16 protein-coding genes are annotated in these 20,779 nt (G+C 71.3%); 10 read left to right on the top strand and 6 right to left on the bottom strand.

The annotated features are described in order from the left end of the window. Nucleotides 1–1,032 precede the first annotated feature (1,032 nt). The 3 genes from D3A59_RS13160 (at nt 1,033) to D3A59_RS13150 (ending at nt 5,259) form a co-directional block, all read left to right on the top strand. Nucleotides 1,033–1,710 (top strand): nucleotide-binding protein, encoded by a 678-nt coding sequence (locus D3A59_RS13160; protein ID WP_119155391.1) that lies wholly within the window; start codon nt 1,033–1,035, stop codon nt 1,708–1,710. After that, nucleotides 1,707–2,741, top strand: coding sequence for a ParB/RepB/Spo0J family partition protein (locus D3A59_RS13155; RefSeq protein ID WP_119155390.1), 1,035 nt, complete (start codon nt 1,707–1,709; stop codon nt 2,739–2,741). The genes D3A59_RS13160 and D3A59_RS13155 overlap by 4 nt, the downstream gene beginning before the upstream one ends. A 1,162-nt stretch (nt 2,742–3,903) precedes the next feature. Further along, nucleotides 3,904–5,259: a replication initiation protein gene (locus D3A59_RS13150; protein ID WP_119155389.1), complete on the top strand. Its 1,356-nt coding sequence runs from the start codon at nt 3,904–3,906 to the stop codon at nt 5,257–5,259. 71 nt (nt 5,260–5,330) lie between these two features. On the opposite strand, the gene D3A59_RS13145 is transcribed toward D3A59_RS13150, so the two are convergent. Next, complete coding sequence (locus D3A59_RS13145) at nt 5,331–6,797, bottom strand: sensor histidine kinase (protein WP_240636048.1); 1,467 nt, start codon at nt 6,795–6,797, stop codon at nt 5,331–5,333. Next, nucleotides 6,794–7,477 carry a response regulator transcription factor gene (locus D3A59_RS13140; RefSeq protein WP_119155388.1) on the bottom strand — a complete coding sequence of 228 codons (684 nt, stop codon included), beginning with the start codon at nt 7,475–7,477 and terminating at the stop codon, nt 6,794–6,796. The genes D3A59_RS13145 and D3A59_RS13140 overlap by 4 nt, the downstream gene beginning before the upstream one ends. Before the next feature lie 201 nt (nt 7,478–7,678). On the opposite strand from D3A59_RS13140, the gene D3A59_RS13135 reads away from it, so the two are divergent. The 3 genes from D3A59_RS13135 to D3A59_RS13125 all read left to right on the top strand — a co-directional run bounded on the left by D3A59_RS13135 (nt 7,679) and on the right by D3A59_RS13125 (nt 10,733). Further along, nucleotides 7,679–8,638 carry a Bug family tripartite tricarboxylate transporter substrate binding protein gene (locus tag D3A59_RS13135; protein WP_119155387.1) on the top strand — a complete coding sequence of 320 codons (960 nt, stop codon included), beginning with the start codon at nt 7,679–7,681 and terminating at the stop codon, nt 8,636–8,638. A 77-nt stretch (nt 8,639–8,715) separates the two neighbouring features. After that, nucleotides 8,716–9,204 carry a tripartite tricarboxylate transporter TctB family protein gene (locus D3A59_RS13130; RefSeq protein ID WP_119155386.1) on the top strand — a complete coding sequence of 163 codons (489 nt, stop codon included), beginning with the start codon at nt 8,716–8,718 and terminating at the stop codon, nt 9,202–9,204. A gap of 35 nt (nt 9,205–9,239) precedes the next feature. Further along, a complete protein-coding gene (locus D3A59_RS13125) occupies nt 9,240–10,733 on the top strand; it encodes a tripartite tricarboxylate transporter permease (protein ID WP_119155385.1) in 1,494 nt (497 codons plus the stop codon). Between the two features lie 55 nt (nt 10,734–10,788). Here the strand turns inward: D3A59_RS13125 and D3A59_RS13120 are convergent, their stop codons facing one another. Next, on the bottom strand, nt 10,789–14,118 hold the full coding sequence (locus D3A59_RS13120) for an EAL domain-containing protein (RefSeq protein ID WP_170162344.1): 3,330 nt from the start codon (nt 14,116–14,118) through the stop codon (nt 10,789–10,791). 217 nt (nt 14,119–14,335) lie between these two features. Between D3A59_RS13120 and D3A59_RS13115 the strand changes: the two genes are divergently transcribed. After that, nucleotides 14,336–14,545 carry an oxidoreductase-like domain-containing protein gene (locus D3A59_RS13115; protein WP_119155383.1) on the top strand — a complete coding sequence of 70 codons (210 nt, stop codon included), beginning with the start codon at nt 14,336–14,338 and terminating at the stop codon, nt 14,543–14,545. A 96-nt stretch (nt 14,546–14,641) separates the two neighbouring features. Here the strand turns inward: D3A59_RS13115 and D3A59_RS13110 are convergent, their stop codons facing one another. Both D3A59_RS13110 and D3A59_RS13105 read right to left on the bottom strand, forming a co-directional pair. Further along, entirely contained in the window at nt 14,642–15,076 is a 435-nt protein-coding gene (locus D3A59_RS13110; protein ID WP_119155399.1) for an Hsp20/alpha crystallin family protein, read from the bottom strand. Between the two features lie 32 nt (nt 15,077–15,108). Next, nucleotides 15,109–15,573, bottom strand: coding sequence for an Hsp20/alpha crystallin family protein (locus D3A59_RS13105; protein ID WP_119155382.1), 465 nt, complete (start codon nt 15,571–15,573; stop codon nt 15,109–15,111). Nucleotides 15,574–15,776: 203 nt separating this feature from the next. Between D3A59_RS13105 and D3A59_RS13100 the strand changes: the two genes are divergently transcribed. Together D3A59_RS13100 and D3A59_RS13095 are read left to right on the top strand one after the other, a co-directional pair. Next, nucleotides 15,777–16,094: a hypothetical protein gene (locus D3A59_RS13100; RefSeq protein ID WP_119155381.1), complete on the top strand. Its 318-nt coding sequence runs from the start codon at nt 15,777–15,779 to the stop codon at nt 16,092–16,094. A 123-nt stretch (nt 16,095–16,217) separates the two neighbouring features. Beyond that, on the top strand, nt 16,218–16,436 hold the full coding sequence (locus D3A59_RS13095; RefSeq protein WP_119155380.1) for a hypothetical protein: 219 nt from the start codon (nt 16,218–16,220) through the stop codon (nt 16,434–16,436). 49 nt (nt 16,437–16,485) lie between these two features. On the opposite strand, the gene D3A59_RS13090 is transcribed toward D3A59_RS13095, so the two are convergent. Next, on the bottom strand, nt 16,486–16,989 hold the full coding sequence (locus tag D3A59_RS13090) for an Lrp/AsnC family transcriptional regulator (RefSeq protein WP_119155379.1): 504 nt from the start codon (nt 16,987–16,989) through the stop codon (nt 16,486–16,488). Nucleotides 16,990–17,119: 130 nt separating this feature from the next. On the opposite strand from D3A59_RS13090, the gene D3A59_RS13085 reads away from it, so the two are divergent. Beyond that, on the top strand, nt 17,120–20,704 hold the full coding sequence (locus tag D3A59_RS13085; protein ID WP_119155378.1) for an indolepyruvate ferredoxin oxidoreductase family protein: 3,585 nt from the start codon (nt 17,120–17,122) through the stop codon (nt 20,702–20,704). Nucleotides 20,705–20,779 lie beyond the last annotated feature (75 nt).

The raw sequence follows: 20,779 nt of genomic DNA, 5'->3' as shown, positions 1-20,779 counted from the left end.
CTGTCTCCCTCACCTGTCTCCCTCACCTGTCTCCCTCACCTGTCTCCCTCACCTGTCTCGAACAAGTCTGCATTTGCTCCTTGTCGCTGCATCCGACCTTGCCGGCGACATCGAACGAACATGGGCGGCGGCCTTTCTCGCTCGGCAAGCGTGCGCTCCATCGCCGGGCCCGCAAGTCGCGGCCAAGGGCTACACAGTCCGGGATCGCGCGACTGATGAAGAAGGTTGCACCTGAGCCCCGTTCCTCGCGCCCGACAGGACCCTGCCGCCCAGACGAAAGCTGCCGCGCAGGCGCCGCCTTCCCGGGCCACGGCCAGCCCCGGATTCAATCTGCACCCGAACGGTGGCGGTGCGATGGGGCGCATGCGTCGACCCGGGACCGACCGCCCTGCCTGGAGCATGCACCCCGAGGCCAAGGAGCATGCCTACTCGGACCCAAACAGGGCCGCGATCCCGGCTGATCCGCGCCACTGACGACAGGCGCCCTCGGCATGCGAGCTGCAAGCCCAACTCCTTCGCCTCCGCAGAACGGCGCCTACCTGCCGCCCCCACCTCATCCGAACACCTCACGCCCGAGCCCCCTCGACCCGCGAGTCGCCCCCATGTTGCCCCGCGGTATGCCTTGACACCCACTGCCGAAGCCGAGGACCCGTCAACCTCCGCCACCCACCGGGAGAGCGTCGCCCCAAGCGACGTCGGCCCTCCCAAAGACGGTGCAGCAGCCAGACCCCCGAACTCGCTTGGCGATCGGGCAATGCGCTCGGACCAGCCCGGCATGCGGGGGCGCAAACGACCGTGACGAATCCGAACGGAACCCACCCCTCCGCGTCACTGTCAGGCGGAAAGTTCAACGCGTTGAACTCCCCCAATCCTCAAGACCTCCCTGTCAGAAGTCCGAAAAGCACCACGCGGGAATCTCCCACAAAAACAGCAATTCAATCGATATTTACTCGCAAGTCGACGTTGATATGTCATCCGGAATCAAAGATAATCCCTGTTTCATTCTTATCTAGGCAAGGCGAAGAACATCCTATGATCATCGTCGTCGGACACGAGAAAGGCGGGGTGGGCAAGTCCATGCTGGCCGTGAACCTCGCCTGGCGCATCCGCCAGGAGGGCGCGAGCGTGATGCTGGTGGACACCGACTCCACCGGCACCTCCTCCGGGTGGTACGCGATCCGTCAGGCCCACGGCGTCGAGCCGCAGATCCCGGTGATCAAGGCCCCGGACAATCCGGGCCCGGTGATCGTCGACCTGGCAGGAAAGTACGACGCGGTGATCATCGACGTCGGCGCACGCGACTACGGCAAGCTCGGGCAACTCGCGCGCGTGGTCGACTTCTGGCTCGCGCCGACCCAGGTCTCGCAGGGCGACCTCGACTCGACGCTCGGGCTGCACGCGGCGGTGCGCGCCACCGACAAGTTCCACAAGAACGGGCGCGTGCCCTTCTACGTGGTGCTCAACCGCACGCCGAGCGGCTGGAACTCCAGCGAGGACCAGGATGCGCGCGAGTACCTCGAGGAGCTCGCCCCCGGCATCGAGATCCTGCGCACCGGGCTGAAGGACCGCAAGAGCTGGCGCGACGTCGGCAAGACGGGCAAGAGCCTGTTCGAGCTGCCGCGACGCGACGCGGTCAAGGCCGTCGAGGAGTTCGAGGACGTCTACCAGGAAATCGTCGAGCGCCTCGAGGCGAAGGCGGCAGTGCAATGAGCAGCAAGGTCAAGCCCGCACGGGTCTTCCAGCGCACCGATGCGGCGGATGCCGACAAGCTCGCCCGCGCGCTGCTCGGCGCCGTCCCCGACGCCCGGCCGCCCGCGCCCGGCATGCCGACCGCAGCCGCGGCGGCCGCGCCCGCGATCGCCCCTTCGGCCCCCCCTTCCGAGAACGTCGCCGACTACCCGGTGGGCAGCACGGTGCAGGTGCCGCTGCACCTGATCGGCGAGAACCCCTTCAACGCGCGGGTGTTCTACGTCGCCTCCGAGATCGACGACATGGCGCTGAGCCTGCAGGCGCACGGCCAGGACGTCAGCGCCGAGGGCTGGGTCGAGGATGGCCGCGTGCTGCTGATCGACGGCGGCAAGCGGCTGCGCGGCGCCCGCGCCGCCGGCCTGCCGTCGCTGCGCGTGGAGATCAAGCGCAAGCCCGCGAACTCGCGCGACCTCTACCTCGCGTCGCGCCGCATCAACCTCGAGCGCAGCGCGCACACGGTGCTCGACGACGCGGTGCGCTTCCAGGCGCTGCTGAAGGCCGGGGTGTTCGAGAGCCAGGACGAGATCGCGCAGCGGCTGCAGATCTCGAAGTCGGCGGTGTCGCAGGTCATGGCGATCAACCTGATCCCCGAGCGGCTGCTCGCCCGCATGAAGGAGCATCCGCAGACCTCCTCGCACGGCGCCGCCTACGAGCTCAGCCGCATCTTCGTGGCCGAGCTCGCCAGGACCGACCCAGACCGCGCCGAGCAGCTCGCCGCCGAGGTGATCGACGAGGTGGTGCGCAAGGAGATGACGCGCCAGCAGGTGCGCGCGCTGATCGAATCGCGCCTGCAGGGCCCGCAGCGCCGCGTGCGCTCGGAGATCCGCGAGCTTCGGCTCGGCGCCGCGAAGGGCCAGCTCAAGGTGGTCGAGGAGCGGGGCCAGCTCGAGTTCTCGATCCGCGCGCTGCCCGCGGAAGACCTGCAGCGTCTGGTCGCGGCGGTCGAGCGCCTGTTCCACGCCGACGCCGCGCCGGCCAGCACCGAAAGGTGAGCCGCATTGGGAGAGCGGCCCGCCCGCCCTCCCGATCGCGGCCTGCCCGCCCCCCTGCCGCCTGTCCGCCCTCCCCCCCGGGACTCCCAATCGCCCTCACCTTTGCGCCCCCTGCAGGGGGAATTCCGGGCAGGAATCCCAAACCGGCTCACCGAAGCTCCCGTCCCACCCGGCAATGCGACCGGCGAGAGGCCCGGCGAGCGCCTGCCCGGCCCCCCACCTCCCAAAGCTCCTCACCTTTGCCCCCGCCCGGCCGTGCCCGACACCGTGCACGGCGCGCCACCGCACCACGACCCCTCCCAAAACCGCTCACCGATGCCCGCAGCGCGGCCACCGCGGCAAGGTGAGCCTCTCTGGGAAAGCCCGGGATGCCGGCCGACCGGCCTCGAGGTGAGCCCGATTGGGAGACTTTCGGTGAGCGCGATTGGGAAGCGGCAGGGTTCAGGTGAGCGGGATTGGGATTTCCCCCGGCCGCCCCGCCTGCGGTGAGCTTTCTTGGGAGAGCAGGGCCTCTTTTCCCGGCGGCGCGTCCCCAACTCGAGCCGCAAACGTGAGCCGGATTGGGAGAGGGAGGCGGCGCGGGCGGCAAAAGGTGAGCCCGGTTGGGAGACGGCGCGCCGAAATGCGCGGCAAACCGCTGCCGTAACACTCGGAAGCCCGTCCAGTCCGAGTCCCGCAGGCCCTCAGGTGAGACGAATTGGGAAAAGCAGGCCGGATCGCAGCGTCTTCGCCGGCCCCGCACCCGCTCCGGCGGGTGAGTTCTCCTGGGAAACCCCATATCCACTCACCCGGAATCCCAATCCCGCTCACCCCGAAATGGGTCGGCCTCCCATATCCACTCACCGCGCCTCCCAGCACCGCTCACCAACTGTCCCAAAAGCGCTCACGCAACCGATCGCAAGTCCTTGTCGCACAACGACTTTTCGGAGTGTTAATGTAATTCAAATGTTTTAAACAGCGTTCCTCAAACACTCTCAACGCGCACCCGAGAGCCGGCTGCAACAGCCTCCGCCCGCTTCGCTTCGAAGGTGAGCCGATATGGGAAACCCGGGTGAGAACCCGCTCGTTCGCCCCGAAACGGGCGGTGAGACCACGAAGGTGAGCTTCGATGGGAAAGGTGATTGCCAACGCTCACCTCAGCCCTTAGGATGGCGCCCGAATCATGCCTCCGACCTCGAAAAAGCCCGTCCGGAGCCTCGCCACCGTCCCCTCGGCCAAGGACAGCCAGGAGATGCGCAAGGCCGTGGAGGCCATCGCCGTCACGCCGCGCTCCGGCCGCATCACGCTGCTCGCGCGGCGGGTCTTCAACATCCTGCTCTACCACGCTCAGCTGCAGGGTGCGCACCGCGAGACCTACCGGCTGCCGCTGAGCCAGCTGCTCACCGACAGCCGCTTCGAGTCGAACAACACCGAGATCCTCAAGGAGCACCTGCGGCAGATGGTGGCGACCAACGTCGAGTGGCACAGCCCGGGCCGCAGCTGGGAGGTGGCCTCGCTGCTCGCGTCGGCGAAGCTCGAGAAGGGCGAGGACGGGCACAGCGTCTGGATCGAGTGGGCCTACGCGCCGACGATCCGCGACAAGCTGGTGAAACCCGAGGTCTACACGCGCATGACGCTCGAGATGATCACGCTGCTGCGGACCTACGCCGGCGCGGCGCTCTACGAGATCGCGCTGCGCTACCGCACCAGCCCGCAGGGCTACACGATGCGCGAGGACTGGCAGTGGTGGGTGCCGGTGCTCACCGGCAACCCGGACATCGACACCGACCGCCTCGAGTACAAGTACTTCAAGCGCGACATCATCAACCCCGCGATCAGCGAGGTGAACACGCTGCAGGACGAGCTCAAGGTCACCCTGCTCGAGCACAAGGAAGGCCGCCGCGTCAAGCAGCTGCAGTTCCACATCGCCGCGAACTCGCAGCCCTCGCTCGCGCTCGGCGCGGGCGGCCCAGTCGACGACCTGATCGACATGCAGCTGCTCGGCCGCATGATGAAGCTCGGGCTGCCGCAGGAGGACGCCCAGCAGCTCTACGTCAAGCACGACGAGAACCTGCTGCGCAGCGCGCTCGACCACGTCGAGCAGCGCATGGCCGACGGCTCGCTGCAGCCGCTGAACAACCCGGTCGCCTACTTCCGCGACGCGCTGCGCAAGGGCTACGCGCGCAAGCCCGCGGCCGCGAAGAAGCCGGCGCTCGCCGCGGCGCCGCCGGTCTCGGCCAAGGACCACATGCAGCGCATCCGCGACGCCTACGCCGACCACCAGCTCGCGATGGCGCGCGATCTGTTCAACGAGCAGGACGCCGCGGCGCGCGAGCGCGACGTGCGCCGCTTCGAGGAAGGCCCCTTCCGCGAGCTCGCGCCGGCGATCGCCAAGCACTGGCGCGCCAAGCGCCTGGACAGCAAGCCGGCCGCGACGGTGTTCTTCCGCTGGCTCGCGAGCGAGACCTGGCCGGAGCCGCCGACCGACGCGGAGCTGCTGACCTTCGCGCTCGAGAAGGGCCTGCTGAAGGCCGGCTGAACCGCCACGGGCAGGCGGCAGCCCCGCGGCCCGTCCCTGCGGTTCGCAGCGACGCCGCGCCGGGCGCGGCCTCAGCGCATCGTGCCGCCTTCCGTTCCCGTCGTCTCGTCCACGAGCGGCATCGTCACCACCGCGTCCAGCCCGGCGACGCGCCCCCCGTCGTCGAGTCTGTCGAGCAGCTCGAGCCTCGCGCCGAGCCTCTCGCAGGCCTCGCGGCAGATCGCCAGGCCGAGCCCGGTGCCCGAGCTGGGGTGCCCGGTGTGGAAGGGCTCGAACAGGCGCTCGCGCTGCGCCGGGGCCAGCCCCGGGCCGCTGTCGCGCACGAGCAGGCGCGCCAGCGGCGCGCTGCCTGCGCCTTGCGGCAGGACATCGACCGCGAGCGTCAGCGGTGCGCCGGCCGGCGTCTCGCGCACCGCGTTGTGCAGCAGGTTGCGCGTCACCTCGCGCAGCATCCAGTCGTGACCGAGCACGCGCACCGGCGTGTCCGCGACGAGCTCGAAGTCGATGCCCTTGTCGGCGATCAGCGGCGCGAGGTCGAGCGCGACCTCGCGGGTCAGCCCGGCGAGGTCCAGCGGCTGCGGCTCGTCCTGGTGGTGCACCTGCTCGAGCTTGGCGAGCGCGAGCATCTGGTTCGCGAGGCGCACCGCGCGCTCGATCGTGTCGTGCATCCGCTCGAGCGTCTCGCGCGGCGGCGCATGCCCCGACAGGCCGTTCTGCGCCTGCGTCTTCAGCACCGCCAGCGGCGTGCGCAACTGGTGCGAGGCGTCGCGCACGAACTGGCGCTGGTGGCCGATCAGGTGCCCGAGGCGCTGCATCAGCTCGTTGACCGCGGCCTCGACCGGCTGCAGCTCCGCCGGCAGCCCCGGCGTCGCCACCGGCGACAGGTCGCGCTCGTTGCGCGCCGACAGCGCGCTGCGCAGGCCCTCGAGCGGCCGCAGCGCATGCGCCACCACCACGGTGACGACGAGCAGCACCACGCCGAGCATCGCGGCGCGGCGCAGCAGCATCTCGACGAGCAGCCGCCGCGTGTGCCGCTCGCGGATCCCGAGCGTCTCTGCGACCTGGATCAGCGCGACGCCGCGCACCTGCGCTCCCGCCACCGGCTGGTAGAGCGCCGCCATGCGCACGCGCTCGCCGCGGTACTCGCCGTCGTAGAAGTCCACCAGCGCCGCGTAGTCGCTACGCCGCGGCAGGGCCCGCGTGTAGGCCGGCAGGTCCTCGTAGCCCGACAGGAACTCGCCGTCGAAGCCGTTGATGCGGTAGTAGATGCGGCCCTCGTTGCCGGCATCGAAGACCTCGAGCGCGGCGTAGGGCACCTCCACCCGCAGCCGCCCGCCCGCGGGCTGCAGCAGCTCGCCGATCGAGCGCGCGGAGGCCAGCAGCGAGCGGTCGTAAGCGGTGTTGATCGACGCGAGCGCGCTGCGGTAGGTGCTCGCCGCGTCGAAGGCGACGAACAGCGCGATCGGCAGCACGATGCCCGCGACCAGCCGCCAGCGCAGCGAGCGCGGTGCCGGCAGCCCGGGCGCCGCGCGGCTCACGGCAACGGCGCCGTGTCGGCGCGCAGCAGGTAGCCGAGCCCGCGCAGCGTGATCAGCGACACGCCGGCGCCGGCGAGCTTCTTGCGCAGCCGGTAGGCGACCACCTCGATCGCCTCGAACTGGATGTGCTCCTCCATCGGGAACACGACGCGGAACAGCTTCTCCTTCGGCACCGCGTGGCCGGGTCGCGCGATCAGCGCCTTGAGCAGCGCGTGCTCGCGCGGCGGCAGCTCGAGCAGCGCGTCGCCGAGCTGGAAGGCGCCCGACTCGCGGTCGAGCCGCAGCGGCCCGCAGGCGATCGGCGCCTCGGCCTCGCGGCCGTGGCGGCGGCGCAGCAGCGCGCGCACCCGCGCCTCGAGCTCGTCGAGATCGAAGGGCTTGGACAGGTAGTCGTCCGCGCCAGCGTTGAGCCCCAGCACCCGGTCGCCGACCGCGCCTCGCGCGGTCAGCACCAGCACCGGCACCGCGATGTGCTCCGCGCGCAGCCGGTGCAGCACCTGCAGCCCGTCCATGCCCGGCAGCGTCAGGTCCAGCAGCGCGGCGTCCGGCGGCGTGTGCCGCAGCCGCGCCAGCGCCTGCGCGCCGTCGCCGCAGTGATCCACCTCGAAGCCGCGACGCTCCAGCGCCAGGCGCAGCGCCTGCGCCATCGCCGCGTCGTCTTCCACCAACAGCAGTTTCATGAGGCCGCAGTGTGCACCCCGGCGCGCACCCCTCGGGTCCCGGGGGGACCCGCCCCGACAGCCGTCTGACAGCCTCGCGAGCCGCGTTGACAGCAGATTGACAGCTTCGGCGCACCGATCAGGGTTGCCCCCCAGGCCGGGCGCCGGCTCGCGGCGGCACCATCGCGCACCTTGATTCAAGTCATTCGAAGGAGACCTCCCATGCGTCGTCAAGCCCTCAAGCTGCTGGCCCTGCCCGTGCTGCTCGCCGCCCTCGGCACCGGGCCCGTCCAGGCCGCGGAGAACTTCAAGATCATGGCGCCGGCCAACCCGGGCGGCGGCTACGACCAGGCCGCGCGGGCGCTCGGCAAGGCGCTGCAGGAGGCGGGCATCGCGGGCAACGTCAACTACGAGAACAAGGGCGGCGCCGGCGGCACGATCGGCCTCGCGCAGTTCGTCAACTCGTCCAAGGGCGACCCGAACGCGCTGATCGTCGTCGGCGGCGTGATGATCGGCGCGATCGTGCAGAACAAGCCCCCGGTGACGCTCGCGAACGCGACGCCGGTGGCGCGCCTGATGGCCGAGTACAACGTCTTCGTGGTGCCGGCCGCCTCGCCGATCAAGACCTTCAAGGACGTGGTCGCGCAGATGAAGAGGGACCCCGGGAGCGTCAAGTGGGGCGGCGGCTCCAAGGGCTCGATCGACCACATCAGCGTCGCGATGATCGCGCGCGAGACGGGCGTGGACGTCGCCAAGGTCAACTACGTGCCCTTCAAGGGCGGCGGCGAGGCCACCGCCGCGGTGCTCGGCGGCCATGTCACGGTCGGCACCAGCGGCTGGGGCGAGCTGCAGGAGTTCGTGACGAGCGGCAAGCTGCGCGCGATCGCGATCACGGCGCCCTCGCGCGTGCCGGGCGTCAACGTGCCGACGCTGAAGGAGGAGGGCGTGGCGGTGGACATCGGCAACTGGCGCGGCGTCTACGGGGCGCCCGGCATCTCGCCCGAGCAGCGCAAGGCGCTGGCCGACGCGGTGGTGAAGGCGACCAAGACCAAGAGCTGGGCCGAGACGCTGCAGAAGAACAACTGGACCGGCAGCGTGCTCACCGGCGCCGAGTTCGAGCGCTTCGTCGAGGACGACCTCGCCCGCACCCGCGCGCTGATGGTCAAGCTCGGGATGCTGTGATGGCGGCGCGGCTCCGTGCGCTCGAATCGTCCCGGGAGGCCGCGCCGGGTGCGGCCCCCGCCGCGGAGGGCCAGTCCATGAAGAACCGCGGCTTCGCGGCGATCGGTGCCGGCGTGCTGGCGATCGCCGCCCTGATGGCGCTCGGCGCCGCGCAGATCGGCGGTGATGCCGGCTACGGCGGCGTCGGCCCCGCCTTCCTGCCCTGGCTGGTGTCGGGGGCGCTCGCCGTGCTCGGCGCGGCGCTGATCGTCTCGGCACTGCGCCACGCGGCGCCGCTGGTGGAGGCGCCCGCGTTCCCGCCGCGCTGGCGCGCGATGGCCTGGGTCTCGCTCGGGCTGCTGGCCAACGCGGCGCTGATCGAGCACGTCGGCTTCGTCGCCTCCTGCGCGCTGCTGTTTGCGCTCGGCGCGCGGGGCTTCCGCATCGGGCAGGACCAGACGCCGTCCCGGACCGTGACGCTGCGCGACGCGGCGCTCGGCGCGGCGATCAGCGCGCCGGTGTTCTGGATATTCACCAAGGTCCTCGGCCTGACGCTGCCCGCGCTCACGCGCGGCGGCTGGATCTGACAGAAGACGGATAGAGAAGAAAAGGAGCCGGGACGATGGATGTCTGGCAATCCCTGATGGGCGGCTTCGCCGCCGCCCTCACGCCGATGAACCTGCTGTGGGCGCTGCTCGGCTGCACGATCGGCACCGCGGTCGGCGTGCTGCCCGGCATCGGCCCGGCGCTGACGGTGGCGATGCTGCTGCCGCTGACCACGCAGGTCGACGTGACCGCGTCGATGATCCTCTTCTCGGGCATCTACTACGGCGCGATGTACGGCGGCTCGACCACCTCGATCCTGCTGAACACGCCCGGCGAGACCGCGACGATGGTCACCGCGATGGAGGGCAACCTGATGGCCAAGAACGGCCGCGCCGGTGCGGCGCTGGCCACCGCGGCGATCGGCTCCTTCGTCGCCGGCACCATCGCCACCGTGCTGCTGACGCTGTTCGCGCCCTGGCTCGCGGACGTGGCGCTGCAGTTCGGCCCGCCCGAGTACTTCGCGCTGATGGTGCTGGCCTTCATCACGGTGGCCGCGGTGCTCGGCAGCAGCGTGCTGCGCGGGCTCACGGCGCTGTTCATCGGCCTGGCGATCGGCCTGATCGGCATGGACGAGATCTCGGGCCAGGCGCGCTACACGCTCGGCGTGCCGGAGCTGGTCGACCGCATCGAGGTGACGCTGATCGCGGTGGGCCTGTTCGCGGTCGGCGAGGCGCTCTTCTACGCGCTCTACGAGGGCCGCGTGAAGGAGACGGCCAACAGGATGAGCAGCACGCACATGACGCGCCTGGAGTGGAAGCGCTCCTGGCCGGCGTGGCTGCGCGGCACCTTCCTCGGCTTCCCCTTCGGCACCGTGCCGGCCGGCGGCACCGAGGTCCCGACCTTCCTGTCCTACGCGATGGAGAAGCGGCTGTCCAAGCACAAGGAGGAGTTCGGCACCACCGGCGCGATCGAGGGCGTCGCCGGCCCCGAGGCCGCCAACAACGCCACCGCCTCGGGCGTGCTCGTGCCGCTGCTCACGCTCGGCATCCCGACCTCGACCACCGCCGCGGTGCTGCTGTCGGCCTTCCAGAACTACGGCATCACCACCGGCCCGCAGCTGTTCCAGAGCTCGGGGCCGATGGTGTGGGCGCTGATCGCCTCGCTCTACATCGGCAACGTGATGCTGCTGGTGCTGAACCTGCCGCTGGTGGGCCTGTGGGTGAAGCTGCTGAAGGTGCCCCGCCACTGGCTCTACGCCGGCATCCTGGTGTTCTCGACCGTCGGCGTCTACGGCATGCGCCAGTCGAGCTTCGACCTGTTCCTGCTCTACGGCATCGGCCTGATGGGCATGCTGATGCGCCGCTACGACTTCCCGACCGCGCCGGTGATCGTCGGCATGATCCTCGGGCCGATGGCCGAGGCGCAGTTCCGCAACGCGATGTCGATCGGCGAGGGCAATCCGGCCGTGTTCTTCGAGCGCCCGCTCGCGGCCGCGGTGCTCGCGGTCTGCGCGCTCGCGGTGATCGTGCCGCCGCTGCTGAGGCGGCGCGGCCGGCCGGCCGCCGCGTAAGCGAAGCGAGCCTCCCGCCGGGAGGCTTTCTTTCGCCTTCGCCGGCCGCGGCTGGCTAGCGCTCGTCTGCCTTCCGGCGGTACCACGCCGCGAACTCCTGCGGCGGCAGCGGGCGGCTGAACAGGTAGCCCTGGCCCTGCTCGCAGCCGTGCTCGCACAGGTAGGCGCGCGCGCTGTCCGACTCGATCCCCTCGCCCACCACCTCCATGTCGAGCGTGCGGCCGAGCGCGATCACCGCGTCGGTGATCGCGCGGCTGGCACGGTCGTGCTCGAGGCGCCTGACGAAGGACTGGTCGACCTTGAGCTTGTCCAGCGGCAGCTGGCTCAGGTGGCTCAGGCTCGAGTAACCGGTGCCGAAGTCGTCGAGCGCGACGCGGATGCCGGCGGACTTCAGCGCCTGCAGCGTCTCGATCGCCTCGGGCACGCTGTCCATCACCGTGCTCTCGGTCACCTCGACCTGGAAGCAGGCCGGGTCGATGCCGTGCTCGCGCACGATCGCCACCAGCCGCTGCGCGAAGGCGCGCTGGCGGAACTGCAGCGGCGAGACGTTGATCGCGATCGTGACCGGCGGCAGCCCCTCGGCGCGCCAGGCCGCGTGCTGCCGGCAGGCCTCGGCCGCCACCCACTCGCCGAGCGGGCCGATCAGGCCTGCCGCCTCGGCCACCGGGATGAAGCGGTCCGGCCCAACGGGTGCCGAGTCCCCGTCGGCGATGCGCAGCAGCGCCTCGGCGCCGGTGGGCCGACCGCTCCTCATGTTCACCACCGGCTGGTAGTGCAGCACCAGCTCGCGGCGCTGCAGTGCCCGCTTGAGCCTCGCCTCGAGCGAGGACATGCGGTCCGCCTGCAGCGCGAGCTCGGGCGTGTAGATCTCGTAGCTGCCGGCACCCCCCTGCTTGGCACGGTACATCGCCAGGTCGGCGGCATGGACCAGCGCATCGGCATCCAGCCCGTGCTGCGGGAAGCAGCTGATGCCCACCGAGGGCGTGACCGACACGCTCAGCTCGCGGATGCGTACCGGCTGCGAGATCCGGTCGATCACGTGGTGCGCGACGGCGGCGGCGTGGTGCGCCGCGTCGAGGTGCGGCAGCACGATCAGGAACTCGTCGCCGCCGAGCCGCCCGACCAGGTCCTCGTGGCGCACGCAGCCGAGCAGGCGGCGCGCGACCTCCTCGAGCAGCCGGTCGCCGACCTCGTGGCCGTAGAGGTCGTTGATCGGCTTGAAGCGGTCGAGGTCGATGAACAGGAAGGCGCCCTGGCGGTGGTGGCGCGAGGCTGCGGCGAGCACGTGCTCGGCGTACTCGAACACCAGGCGGCGGTTCGGCAGCCGCGTCAGCGGGTCGTGCAGCGCGGCGTCGCGGGCGCGCTGCTCGGCCTCGCGGTGGGCGGTGATGTCCTCGACGATCGAGACGTTGTACTTGAAGCAGCCGGTGTGCGGGTCGGACACCGCCGACGCGGTGATGCGCACCCAGATGAGCGCCTGGTCGCGCCGCCGGTAGCGCTTCTCGGCGGTGAAGGCCGCGATCTCGCCGGCCACCATGAGGCGGAAGTCCTCGAGGCCCGCGTCGCGGTCCGTCTCCGGCGTCAGGTCGAGGAAGCGCATCGCGCGCAGCTCCTGCGCCGAGTAGCCGGTCATCTCGCAGAACTTGCTGTTGGCACGCAGGAAGCGGCCGTCGGCGCCGACGTGGACGATGCCGACCGCGGCCTGCTCGAAGGTCGCGCGCAGGCTGGCCTCGCTGTCGCGCAGCGCGGTCTCGACCTGCTTCTGCATCGTCACGTCGCTGAAGAGCGCGATCACCTCGCCGCGCTTGGGGCTGTAGGCGTAGATCGACAGCCACTGACGCGTCGGCGGGTAGTAGACCTCGAAGCTGCCCTCGCCGGTCTCGAGCGCGACGCGGCCGAACTCGGCGATGAAGTCGAACTCGAGCTCGCGGATGCCCGCGAACACCTCGGTGACGCGCCGGCCCTCGACGCGGTCGCGGCGCACGCCGGCCATGCGCTCGTAGGTCTGGTTGACCTTCTCGATCACGTAGTCGACGGGCCTTCCCTGCGCGTCGCAGAGGATGCGGTGGTGGGCGATCGCCGTGGTCTGGTTCGCGAACAACGCCTCGTAGTGCTGCTGGCTGTCGCGCAGCGCGAGCTCGGCCTGCTTGCGCTCGGTGATGTCCTGCACGATGCCGAAGCCCGAGCGCAGCCGCCCTTGCGCGTCGAACTCCAGCTCCGCCTTCTCGCGCACCCACTTGACCCCGTCGCCCACCAGGATGCGGTGCTCGATGTCGTAGGCCGGGCCGCCTGCCAGCGCCGCCTGCCAGCGCCGCTCCACCTCGGCGCGGTCCTGCGGATGCACGCAGGCCAGGAACGCCTCGTAGTCGATGACGGCGCCCGGGAGCCGCCCGAAGATCCGGTACACCTCCTCCGACCACGCCAGGCTCTGCCGCTGCAGGTCCAGGCGCCAGCTGCCCACTCGCGACATCGCCTGCGCGCGCTTCATGTCCTCGGCGGCCTCGTGCAGCGCCTGCTCGATGCGCTTGCGCTCGGTGATGTCGGCCGTGGTACCCACACACACCCGCCGCGGCCCGGCGTCGCCCGACTCGAGGAAGACCTTGGCCTCGATCGACAGCCAGCGCACGCTGCCGTCCGGGTGGATCACGCGGTACTCGATGCCGCGGACCTGCTCGCCGGGCTGCATCCGGTTCACCACCGCGATCTCCGCCTCCAGGCGGGGGATGTCCTCCGGGTGGACCCGGTCGACCTGCGCCTGCGAGGGCACGCTCTCGGTGTCGAAGCCGAAATGGGCCTGCGCACGCAGGTCCATGTGGAACTCGTCGGTCTCGAGGTCGCGCCGCCAGGTGCCGAGCCGCCCGGCGTCGAGCGCGAGACGGTGCTGCTCCTCGCGCCGGCGCAGCGCCCGCTCGGTGCGCAGCCGCTCCCAGGCGAGCGCGATGAAATGGCTCAGCATCTGCAGCAGCCGGACGTCCTCCGGCGTGAAGTCGCTGCGCCGTGTGCTGGCGAGCGAGAAGGTGCCGAGCAGCTGCCCCTCCCCGTTCAGCAAGGGATGGCTGGCATAGGCACGTATCCCGAGCAGGTGCATCGGCGAGTCCGGCGCCTCCGCGGCAATCTGCACCGCGTCTGCCACGAGGCGCTTGCGGCTCGCCGCCACGAGACCGCAGTAGGCCTGGCCGGGCACGAGCCGCTGGACCGCCTGCCGGTGCTCCGCAGGGATGCCGAAGCCTGCCAGCAGGCTCAGCTCGCCGGTCTGCGGGTCGGCCCGGTAGTTGAAGCAGAGGTCGGCGTCGAGGTAGGGGCCGACCTTCTCGAACGCCAGCCGCGCGAGCGTCTGCTCGTCCTGCCCGTCCTGCATCAGGCTGCGCGTGAGGTCGAGCAGCACGGCCTGGTGCCCGGCATGGCGTGGTAGCGGATCCGATCGGTCCGCATCGTGCCGCAAGCCTGACGGCATGCCGTTCATGGTGTCCTGAGGGCGAGAGAGGATCCCGCGGGCGCTGCAAGCGGCGTGCCTCCCGGGCGGCGCACAAACCCCCGGGCGCGGCGGGCGCCCGCCCGCGGCCCTATGCTCCCGGTCCCTGCCTGCCGCCGTCTCGCCCCCCATGGACCTGCCCCTCACCGACCGCGCCTCCGCCCACGCCCTCTTCAGCCGGCTGCAGCAGCGCGCGCTCGAGCAGGGCGTGGAGCTGCGGCCGCCGCCGCCCGATCCGGTGGGCTGCTGTGGCCGGGGCTGCAACGGCTGCGTCTGGGAAGGCTGGTTCGCCGCGGTGGCCTACTGGCGCGACGAGGCGCTGCTGCGGCTGGCGGACTGAAAGCGAAAGCGCCGCGGGGCGGGGCCCGCCGAACAGGACCCGCCCCGCGGCAGGCAAGGCCGGCGGACCGCGACGGTCCGCGCGGGTCTCGCGGCCTCAGCCGAGCTGCACCTGGATGCGGCGCGGCTGCGCGTGCTCCTGCTTCGGGATGCGCAGGCTCAGCACGCCGTCCCTCAGCTGCGCGTCGATGCGCTCGGCGTCGAGCTCGCGGCTGAGCGTGAAGGCGCGGCGGTAGCGCGGCACGCGCACCTCGGCATAGACCGGCTCGAGCTGCCCGGGCGTCAGCGGCGCGATCGTGCCCTCGATCGTCAGCGTGTCGCCCTCGACGCGCAACTCCAGCGCATCCCGGGGCACGCCCGGCAGGTCGGCCAGCAGCGTGATGCCGGTCTCGTCCTCCAGCACGTCGACGCGCGGCAGCAGCGCGCGCTGGCTGTCCTGCGTCTGGGCCTGGGCCGGCTGCGAGCCCTTGGCCTGCAGCTCCTGGCGGCGGCCGTCCTGCGGGGTGGTCTGGACCTGTTGCCTGTCGTTCATGATGTCGTCCTCCTTTGCGTCGTCCGTGGACTTCACTGGATCGCGATGCGGCGCGGCTGGGCCGAGGCGCGGCGCGGGATGCTCACCCGCAGCACGCCGTCGCGGTAGCTCGCCTGCACCTGCGCCGTGTCGAGGTCCTCGGGCAGGCTCACCGCGCGCCGGAAGCTGCCGCCGCTGCGCTCGCGGCTGTAGACATTGACCTTGCCGTCCTGGCCGTCCTTGTCGTTCGGCAGCACCGAGGGCCGCTCGCCGGCGATCGTCAGCACGCCGCGGTCGACCGTGACGTCGATCTTCGACGGGTCGAGCCCCGGCGCGAAGGCGTAGATCTCGACGCTCGACGGGGTGTTGCCGATGTTGAGCGCGGGGAAGGTGCCCGGTGCCACCGAGCGGATGCTCGCCGGCAGGCCGGCCTGGCCGAAGAAGTCGTCGAATTCGCGGCGCAGGCGCTCGAGGTCGCCGAACACGCTGTCCGGAAAGTTCAGCAGGGATCCGTACATGGCTGTTCCTCCTGGTTCGATTCCGGGCCCTCCGCCACCCCGCCTTGCACCGGGCGGCGCTCGGGCCCTCAGACCCGAGATAGTGGCCGGCGCGAGCGAGTTCAAGAGGCGCGCGCGCCTGGGCCGCGCGCGGATTTCGCCGCCCGGCCTGCGCCCGGCCCCCCCGCGGGCTACGATGCGCGGCTTCGCCTCCGCGCCCCGCCATGTCCGACGACTACCAGATCCACATCCCGCCCTCGTTCTTCGCGCTCTACACCGACGCGCGGCAGCGGCTGACCGAGCCGCTGGCGCTGGTGCGGCAGCGCTACGAGGTCTGCGAGGACCTCGCGAACCACCTCGTGGATCACGTGATGAACCGCACCTTCCACGTGCAGGGCTCCGAGCCCGACCTGCTGTGGCGCTACCACCAGGGGCTGCGCTCGCCCGACTCCGGCGTGTCGCCGGCGGAGGCCACCTGGGTGGTGCGGCGCCTGGCCGAGCTGCTCGGCTGGGACTGCCCGGCGCTCGACGAGGGCGAGTAGCGGGCCGCGCCGGCGGCCGCGCGCCGCGCCCGCCGGCGGGCACCCGGATTGCCGCGTCCCTAGCGAAAGCGGCGGGCCCTGCGTTGCGCCGTACACGATGGCAAACCTTCGAAAGGACGCACGATGATCTGGTCGCTGTTTCACTCGCTCAGGCGGTACGACCGCAGCCGCCGCGGCTTTGCCGGGGAGCACCTCGGCACCGCCGGGCTCGGGCTGACGCTGTTGCGCTCGGCGGGGCGCCGCCGCTCGATGTTCGGCCGCCTGCTCTCGATGCTCGCCGGCGGGGCGCTGCTCTACCGCGCGGCGAGCGGCCGCAAGGGCGTGCGGCGCTTCATGCGCTGAGCCGCCCGGGCGCGCCCGTCCCCGGCCTGCCCCCGCCGGGGCGGCCGCCTCAGCGCCGCCGCCCCCGGCCCTCCGCCGGGTCCGCCGCCGCCTCGATCGGCAGCCGCACCTCGGCCTTGACCTCCTTGAGCACCACGCTCGAGCGCACGTGCGTCACGCCCGGCAGCCGGAAGGCGGTCTCGTGCAGGAACTGCTCGTAGCCCTTGATGTCGGGCACCAGCACCTTGATCACGTAGTCGGCCTGGCCGGTGGTGGCCCAGCAGCTGACGATCTGCGGCGCGTCCATCACCGCCTGCTCGAAGCGCCCGACGTCGTCGCCGCTGTGGCGCGTCAGGTTCAGTTCCGCGATCACGCACAACTGCAGCCCCACCTTCTCGCGGTCGACCAGCGCGGTGTAGCCGCGGATCACGCCCGCCGCCTCCATCTCCTTGACCCGCTTCCAGCAGGGCGTGCCCGAGAGCCCGACGCGCTCGGCGAGCTGCTGCACGGTCTGGCGGGCGTCGCGCTGGAGCTCGTTGAGCAGCGCGACATCGTGTCGATCGAGCGATTCCATTCGCGTTGTCTCCTGTTTGCTAGAACAGTTTTCTGTTGGACTGTTTGATGTGGAGAAAAGAAGAAGCACATTCTCGCACTGCAGGCGTACGATTTCCCGCATACCAGAGCAGCCCGACCAGGAGCGCGCCATGCAAGAGACAAGCACTTCCTCCCCGGTGGTCCGCCCGGACTACCGCCTCTCCGACAGCCTGTGGGCCCGCGACGGCCAGGTCTTCCTGACCGGCACGCAGGCGCTGGTGCGACTGCTCGTGATGCAGCGCCAGCGCGACGCGGCCGCGGGCCTCGACACCCGCGGCTTCATCAGCGGCTACCGCGGCTCGCCGCTCGGCATGGTCGACCAGGCGCTGTGGAAGGCCGGCAAGAAGCTGGACGAGTCAGGCATCCGCTTCCTGCCCGCGATCAACGAGGAGCTGGGTGCGACCGCGGTGCTCGGCACGCAGCGCGTCGAGGCCGACCCGGAACGCACCACGCAGGGCGTGTTCGCGATGTGGTACGGCAAGGGCCCCGGCGTGGACCGCGCCGGCGACGCGCTCAAGCACGGCAACGCCTATGGCGCCTCGCCGCACGGCGGCGTGCTGATGGTCGCGGGCGACGACCACGGCTGCGTGTCCTCGTCGATGCCGCACCAGAGCGACCAGGCGTTTCAATCGTGGCACGCGCCGGTCGTCTCGCCGGCGAGCGTCGCCGAGTACCTGGAGTTCGGGCTCTACGGCTGGGCGCTGTCGCGCTTCTCGGGCAACTGGGTCGGCTTCACCGCGCTGTCCGAGGTGGTCGAGAGCGGCTCGACGGTCGACCTCGACCTCGTCAACGCGCGCGTCGCGGCCTGGGCAGACGCCGACACCGTGCGCCGCATCACTGGCTACGAGCCGCCGCCCGACGGCCTGCACTACCGCTGGCCGGACCTGCCCTCGCTGAAGATCGAGGAGCGGCTGCACGCCAAGCTCGAGGCGGTGCGCGCTTTTGCGCGCGTCAACAGCATCGACCGGCACGTGGTCGAGAGCCCGCAGGCGACGATCGGCATCGTCACCGCCGGCAAGGCCCACCTCGACTTCATGGAGGTGCTGCGGCGCCTGGACGTCTCGCCGGAGACGCTGGCGCGGCACGGCGTGCGCATCTACAAGCTCGGGCTGACCTATCCCCTGGAGCCGACGCGCATGGCCGAGTTCGCGCGCGGCCTGAAGGAAATCCTCGTCATCGAGGAGAAGGGGCCGGTGGTCGAGCAGCAGATGCGCGACCTGTTCTACAACGCCGCCGAGCGTCCCGCGATCGTCGGCAAGCGCGACGCGGCAGGCGTGCCGCTCGTGAGCGAGCTCGGCGAGCTGCGGCCCTCGCGGCTGATCGCGCTCGTCGCCGACTGGCTGGCGAATCACTTCCCCGACCTCGACCGGCGCCACCTGGTGCGCGATTTCACGCCGCCGGAGCTGCTGAGCAATGCCGCCGACGCGGTGAAGCGCCTGCCCTACTTCTGCGCCGGCTGCCCGCACAACACCAGCACCAAGGTGCCCGAGGGCTCGCACGCGCAGGCGGGCATCGGCTGCCACTTCATGGCGAGCTGGATGAACCGCGACACCGAGGGCCTGATCCAGATGGGCGGCGAGGGCGTGGACTGGGTCTCGCACGCGATGTTCACCAACGTGCCGCACGTGTTCCAGAACCTCGGCGACGGCACCTACTACCACTCGGGCTACCTCGCGATCCGCCAGGCCGTGGCCGCGAAGGCGACGCTCACCTACAAGATCCTCTTCAACGACGCGGTGGCGATGACGGGCGGCCAGCCGGTCGACGGCATCATCACGGTGGACGCGATCGCGCGCCAGGTCGAGGCCGAGGGGGTGAAGCAGGTGGTGGTGCTGAGCGACGACATCGCCAAGTACGACGCGATCAGGAACCGCTTTCCCGCCGGCACCGAGTTCCACGACCGCGACGCGCTCGACGCGGTGCAGCGCCGCCTGCGCGAGATGCCGGGCGTGACCGTGCTGATCTACGAGCAGACCTGTGCTGCTGAAAAACGGCGTCGCCGCAAGAAGGGCGAGATGGCGGACCCGGCGCGGCGGCTCTTCATCAACGAGGCGGTCTGCGAAGGCTGCGGCGACTGCACCGTGCAGTCCAACTGCGTCGCGGTGCAGCCGCTCGAGACGCCGCTCGGGCGCAAGAGGAAGATCGACCAGAGCAGCTGCAACAAGGACTACTCCTGCGCCAAGGGCTTCTGCCCGAGCTTCGTCGGCGTCGTCGGCGGCAAGCCGCGCAAGCAGGCCGGCGCGCTCGCGGGCGGAGCCGGGGACTTCATGCGCCGTGTCGACGCCCTGCCCGCACCGGCGCTGCACCACTGGAGCGGCCCCTACGACCTGCTCGTCACCGGCGTCGGCGGCACCGGCGTGGTCACGGTCGGCGCGCTCGTCGCGATGGCCGCGCACCTGGAGGGCAAGTCCGCGAGCGTGCTGGACTTCATGGGCTTCGCGCAGAAGGGCGGCGCAGTGCTCAGCCACGTGCGCCTGGCCGACATCCCGGCTCGGCTGAACCAGGTGCGCATCGACACGCAGCAGGCCGACGTGCTGCTCGCCTGCGACCTCGTCGTCGGCGCCTCGCCGGACGCGCTGCAGACGGTGCGGCACGGGCGCACGCGGGTGCTGGCCAACACGCACCAGGTGCCGGTGGCCGAGTCGCTGCGCAACCCGGACGCGAGCCTGAAGGTGCCGCAGCTGCTCGAGAAGCTGCGCTTCGCGGCCGGCGCGGAGCGCGTCGCGACGCTCGACGCGCAGGCGCTCGGCGAGGGCTTCCTCGGCGACTCGATCGTCTCGAACATCGTGGCGCTCGGCTGCGCCTGGCAGCATGGGCTGGTGCCGCTGAGCCTCGCGGCGATGCTGCGCGCGATCGAGCTCAACGGCGTCGCGGTCGACGACAACAAGCTCGCCTTCGCCATCGGGCGGCTCGCCGCCGCGGAGCCGGCGACGATCGCGAGGCTGCTCGCCGAGCACGAGGGCGGCGCGACGACCGGGGCGGACGACTCGCTCGACGCGCTCGTCGCGCGCGGCACGGAGTTCCTCACCGCCTACCAGGACGCGGCCTATGCGGCGCGCTACGCCGCGGTGGTCGATGCGGCGCGGCGGCGCGAGGCCTCGCTCGGCGCCGACCCGGCACTGCCCTTCAGCCGCGCGGTGGCGCGCAGCCTGCTGAAGCTGATGGCCTACAAGGACGAGTACGAGGTCGCGCGGCTCTACACCGACGGCCGCTTCGCCGAGAGATTGAAGCAGCAGTTCGACGGCGACTTCGCGCTCGAGTTCTACATGGCGCCGCCGCTGCTGTCGCGCGCGAAGGACGGCGCCGCGCCGCGCAAGCTGCGCCTGGGAGCCTGGATGCTGCCGGCGATGCGCCTGCTCGCGAAGGGCCGCATGCTGCGCGGCACCGCCCTCGACCGGTTCGGGCGCACCGCCGAGCGGCGCATGGAGCGCGAGCTGGTCGAGCGCTACGTGCAGCGCATCGAGTCGCTGCTGCCGGAGCTCGATGTCGCGCGGCTCGCGCTCGCAACCGAGATCGCGGCGCTGCCGCTGTCGATGCGCGGCTTCGGTCACGTGAAGATCGCCAACGTGGCGCTGGCCCGTGCCCGCGAGGCCGAGCTGCTGCACCGCTTCGACCCGGCGCGCCATCCGCGCCCGCCCGTGTCGCGCGAGGCCGGCCAGATCCGCGGCATCCGCGTCAGCGCCGTCTCGCGCTGAGCCCGGCGGCGCCGTCCTCCCTGCCCGTCCGGGCAAGGACCCGGCCCGCTTCGCGGGCAGGGCGTCACATTCGCG

Origin of the sequence: Caldimonas tepidiphila, assembly GCF_003569765.1 — a bacterium.
Taxonomy (GTDB): domain Bacteria; phylum Pseudomonadota; class Gammaproteobacteria; order Burkholderiales; family Burkholderiaceae_C; genus Caldimonas; species Caldimonas tepidiphila.
The sequence above is the reverse complement of the archived record's forward strand: the minus strand, read 5'-3'. Positions and strand labels throughout refer to the sequence as shown.